We start from the raw sequence: 3,973 nt of genomic DNA, 5'->3' as shown, positions 1-3,973 counted from the left end.
TCCAGACGATGACGAACTTTCGGATCGCCATCTCGTCCCCGCGATCTACAAATCCGAGTCGAATTGAAACCGTAGGAGAGGGAGTACGACTTCCCCTTGACGGTCCCCGCGATCTACAAATCCGATTCGGATTGAAACCCCGCCGCGATGGCGAGCAGGCGCAGGCCCTGTCCCCGCGATCTACAAATCCGAGTCGGATTGAAACTTGATGGGTTCATCTCTCCCAATCCATGCATGGTCCCCGCGATCTACGAATTCGAGTCGGATTGAAACTTCACCTTGTTGCGGTCGAGCAGGTCGAATATGTCTTCGCGATCTACAAATCCGAGTCGGATTGAAACGACAGCTCCTTGTCGGTGAAGGCGTTCTGGGAGAGTCCCCGCGATCTACAAATTCGGGTCGGATTGAAACGTCAGGCGGCACGTCCACCGATAACGGGTCTGGGCTCTGCGGTCTACAAATCCGAGTCGGGCTGAAACTGGCTGGCCGGGACGGCGCTCCACCGGGGCGGGTTTTCTTGGGGGGTTGGTGGACGGTCCGGTGGCGGGCGCTCGCGGATGTGGTAAAGGTGGGGCGGGTAATGGGTTGCACGTGACATGTTTCACATGCTGGGTGTGGTCTATTCGGTGCCGCTCGGATTCTTTTCTTGTACGGTTTTCTACCGGAGCACTCTTTGTGTCCAGATATGACCTGTAGGTGTCCGGTGGCGGCAAGGGAGCTCGTTGCGATGTTCTTGATCGGGAGGCGGTCGTTACTGTCGTTCGCCGTGCTGGCTGCGGCGCTGAGCAGCCTGACCGGGCTGTTCGCCTGCGCTACCCCGAGGAGCCAGTCCGGCCGTGCGGGGCCGGGCCCCTGCTCGTCACCGGGTGTTGCCGGCGATGAGGTCAAGATCGGCCTGTTGTTCGACGACAGTGGGCCGACGTCAGCCGCCTACCGGACGTTCCGGGCCGGTGTCGAGGCCCGCCTCGGGGTGACCAACGCCGCGGGCGGCGTCCACGGCAGGAAGATCGTGTATGTCTGGCGGGACGACGCCGGCTCCCCCAACGGGAACCGTGCCGGTGCTCGCGAGCTCGTTCAGGACGAAAAGGTCTTCGGCCTTCTGGAAACAGCGGGGGTGGTGGTCGGCTCCGCGCAGTATCTCGACGACCTCGAGGTCCCGGTCGTCGGGCTGGCCGGCGATGTCACCTGGAACGACCACGACAACATGTTCTCCTGGCACTACTATTCGGCCACGCGGGGATCCTCCAGCGTCTGGGGGGATTTCGTCCGTAGCCAGGGCGGCACCCGCGCCCTGATAGTGAACACCGAGCTGAGCGACGCGACGGAAATCTTCTATGAGAAGCTCAGGTCAAGCCTGCTGACGGCCGGCGTCCACGTCGAGGCGAGCTTCACCGTGACCGCCAAGACGACCAGTTTCGAGGCGCTGGCCGCGCAGATGAAGGCCGCGCGCCTGAACACCCTGGCCGGCATCGTCACCCCGGACATCCTCGCCCAGATCCTGCCGGCGGTCCGCGACGCCGGCGTCAACCTCAAAACGGTGATCGCTCCGTTCGGCTACGACCCGGCGTTGCTCAAACAGCTCGGCCCGACCCTCGCCGGCACCGTCATCTACATCAACTTCGTCCCGTTCGAGGTGAACAGCCCCGCGCACCAGCGGATGATCGACGCGATGACGCGGTACGCCCCGCAGGTGCAGTCACCCGCCCAGGACAGCGCGGTCTTCGGCTGGCTGTCAGCCGACATGTTCCTGCGCGGGCTGGAGGCGGCCGGTCCCTGCCCGACCCGCCTGGAATTCATCCAGGGGCTGCACGGCGTGCACAACTACAACGGCGACGGCCTGCTGCCCGCCCCGATCGACCTCGCGACGAACCGCGGCAAGGCCGCCAACTGCTACGACTTCGTCCGCGTCAGTGACGACGGCGGCCGCTTCCTGCCGCTGGACCCCGTGGCGCGCTGCGGCACCCCCATCAACGACATCCCCATCAACAACATCCCCGTCAGCTGACATCCTCCCGCCACACCCGTGGCCCGGTGCCGGGCCGGTCCGCCGGACGGCCGGCGCCGGGCCGCGGGGGATGCGGCGCGCGCAGCCAGTCGCACCACGCGCCGAGGCCGGCGCCGGTACGGGCGCTGATCTCCAGGGTGGCCACACCGGGGCTGACGTCGGCCAGGTTGCGGCGGAAGAGCTCGAGGTCGACGTCCAGATGAGGCAGCAGGTCCACCTTGTTGATCAGGACGAGGTCGGCGGACCGGAACATGATCGGGTATTTCAGCGGCTTCTCCTCGCCCTCGGTGACCGAGAAGATCATCGCGCGCCGGTGCTCGCCGACGTCGAACTCGGCCGGGCAGACCAGGTTGCCGACGTTCTCGATGACGACGAGGTCGAGCAGGCCCAGCGGCAGACGCCCGAGCGCCGAACGGACCATGGCGGCGTCCAGGTGACACTCGCCGCCGAAACCCTGGCCGGTGTTGACCAGTGACACCACGGCGCCGAGCCCGGCGAGCCGGTCGGCGTCGATGCTGGTCTCGATGTCACCCTCGACCACCCCGACCCGCAGTGCCGGGCACAGCCGGCGGAGGGTCTCCCGCAGCAGCGTCGTCTTGCCGGCACCCGGCGCGGACATCAGGTTGACGACGTGCGTCCCGGCGGCGTCGAAGTCGCGGCGGTTCGCGGCGGCGAGCCGGTCGTTCTCGCCGAGGATGGCGGCCAGCACCTCGACCCGCCGCGTCCCGGTCTCGTAGCCGGAATGATCTCCTATGCGGCCGTCCCGGCCCGGCTGGTAATCGTGGCCAGGCTGGTGATCGTGACCGTGCGGGTGATCGTGGCTGTGGCCGTGGTGGTCGCCGTGCGTGCCGCCGTCGGCGTGCCAGTGGAACCGGCCCATGACGATCCTTCCCCTCCAGCCCGTTCCGGCCCGCGCCGCCGACTGAGACCGCCGGTCGTGGGACCTGTCGACCGGCGATGTCGATCGAACCAGCCCGTGGCCGGTCACGCCTCCCCGAGCTCCAGGGAAGTGATCAGAAACTCCTCGCCGTGCAGCACCGACACGTCCTGGCCGCCGCACCGCCCGCAGCGCATGACCGGCGCGCTCAGCGTCCAGGAGTGACCGCAGCCGGCGCAGCGGACCCGCGCCGGCACGCTTTCGACCCGCAGCCGCGAGCCGTCCAGCGCGGTGTCCTGGCTGACCAGCGACCAGCAGTGGACGAGGGTGCCCGGCACGATCTGCCGTAGCTGCCCGACCCGTATGTTCACAGCCCGCACCGGACGGTCACCGGCATGCTCGAGGACGATGCCGGCGATGGCGTGGCAGATCGACAGCTCGTGCACGGTGCCCCCCTCCACGGCGGTGTCCGGCCTGACGGACGTGCCCGTCCCAGTGTCGATCGTCCGGACCGCGTCCGCCGGCGGGTCCGGCGGGTCCGGCGGCGCGGTGGGCGTGAGGTCGGCAACTTCGCGATCAACGCGGCGGTCCCGGGGCACGGCGGATGGAAGATCGGCATGGGACGGCTGGACGGGACGGCCGGCACGGATGGAGGCGCCCGGTGACGCAGCTCCCCGCGGGACCCGCCGGCGGCGACGCGTCGGCGCGCTGCGAGCTGCTGCTGGTGGGCTGCGGCAACATCCTGCGCCGGGACGACGGCGTCGGGCCGGTCCTCATCCGGCACCTGTGGGAGCGAGGCGTCCCCGACGGGGTGCGGGTCGTCGACGGCGGCACCGCCGGGATGGACGTGGCATTCCGGATCCGCGAGGCCCGCCGGGTGGTCATCGTCGACGCCGCCCGCACCGGCGCGCGACCGGGCACGATCTACCGTGTACCCGGTCCGGAGCTGGCCGATCTCCCGCCGCTGGCCGGCCTGCACACCCACGCCTTCCGCTGGGACCACGCGCTGGCGCTCGCCACCTGGCTGGACGAGCACGGGCCGGACGGGCACGGGCCGGGCGGGCGCGGGCCGGGCGGGCGCGGGCCGGAGG

General features: G+C 69.0%; 4 protein-coding genes. 2 read left to right on the top strand and 2 right to left on the bottom strand.

The genetic code is table 11. The features are described 5' to 3' along the window. The first annotated feature begins 727 nt into the window (after positions 1-727). Entirely contained in the window at positions 728-2,005 is a 1,278-nt protein-coding gene (locus NBX02_RS12150) for an ABC transporter substrate-binding protein (RefSeq protein WP_250281361.1), read from the top strand. Here the strand turns inward: NBX02_RS12150 and hypB are convergent. Further along, positions 1,998-2,885: a hydrogenase nickel incorporation protein HypB gene (hypB, locus tag NBX02_RS12145; RefSeq protein ID WP_250291370.1), complete on the bottom strand. Its 888-nt coding sequence runs from the start codon at positions 2,883-2,885 to the stop codon at positions 1,998-2,000. The genes NBX02_RS12150 and hypB overlap by 8 nt on opposite strands. 104 nt (positions 2,886-2,989) lie before the next feature. Then, entirely contained in the window at positions 2,990-3,328 is a 339-nt protein-coding gene (locus tag NBX02_RS12140; RefSeq protein ID WP_250291369.1) for a hydrogenase maturation nickel metallochaperone HypA, read from the bottom strand. A 215-nt stretch (positions 3,329-3,543) separates the two neighbouring features. Here NBX02_RS12140 and NBX02_RS12135 point away from each other — a divergent pair. Further along, positions 3,544-3,973, top strand: a 430-nt coding sequence (locus tag NBX02_RS12135; protein ID WP_250291367.1) for a hydrogenase maturation protease, incomplete at its 3' end; no start/stop codon positions are given.

Source organism: Protofrankia sp. CiP1_Cm_nod1, from assembly GCF_920888515.1.
Taxonomy (GTDB): Bacteria; Actinomycetota; Actinomycetes; order Frankiales; family Frankiaceae; genus Protofrankia.
The sequence above is the reverse complement of the archived record's forward strand: the minus strand, read 5'-3'. Positions and strand labels throughout refer to the sequence as shown.

Bases quoted from the DNA above. Each gene is read 5' to 3' on its own strand.
- NBX02_RS12150 (WP_250281361.1), top strand. From the start codon at position 728: ATGTTCTTGATCGGGAGGCGGTCGTTACTGTCGTTCGCCGTGCTGGCT.
- hypB (WP_250291370.1), bottom strand. From the start codon at position 2,885: ATGGGCCGGTTCCACTGGCACGCCGACGGCGGCACGCACGGCGACCAC.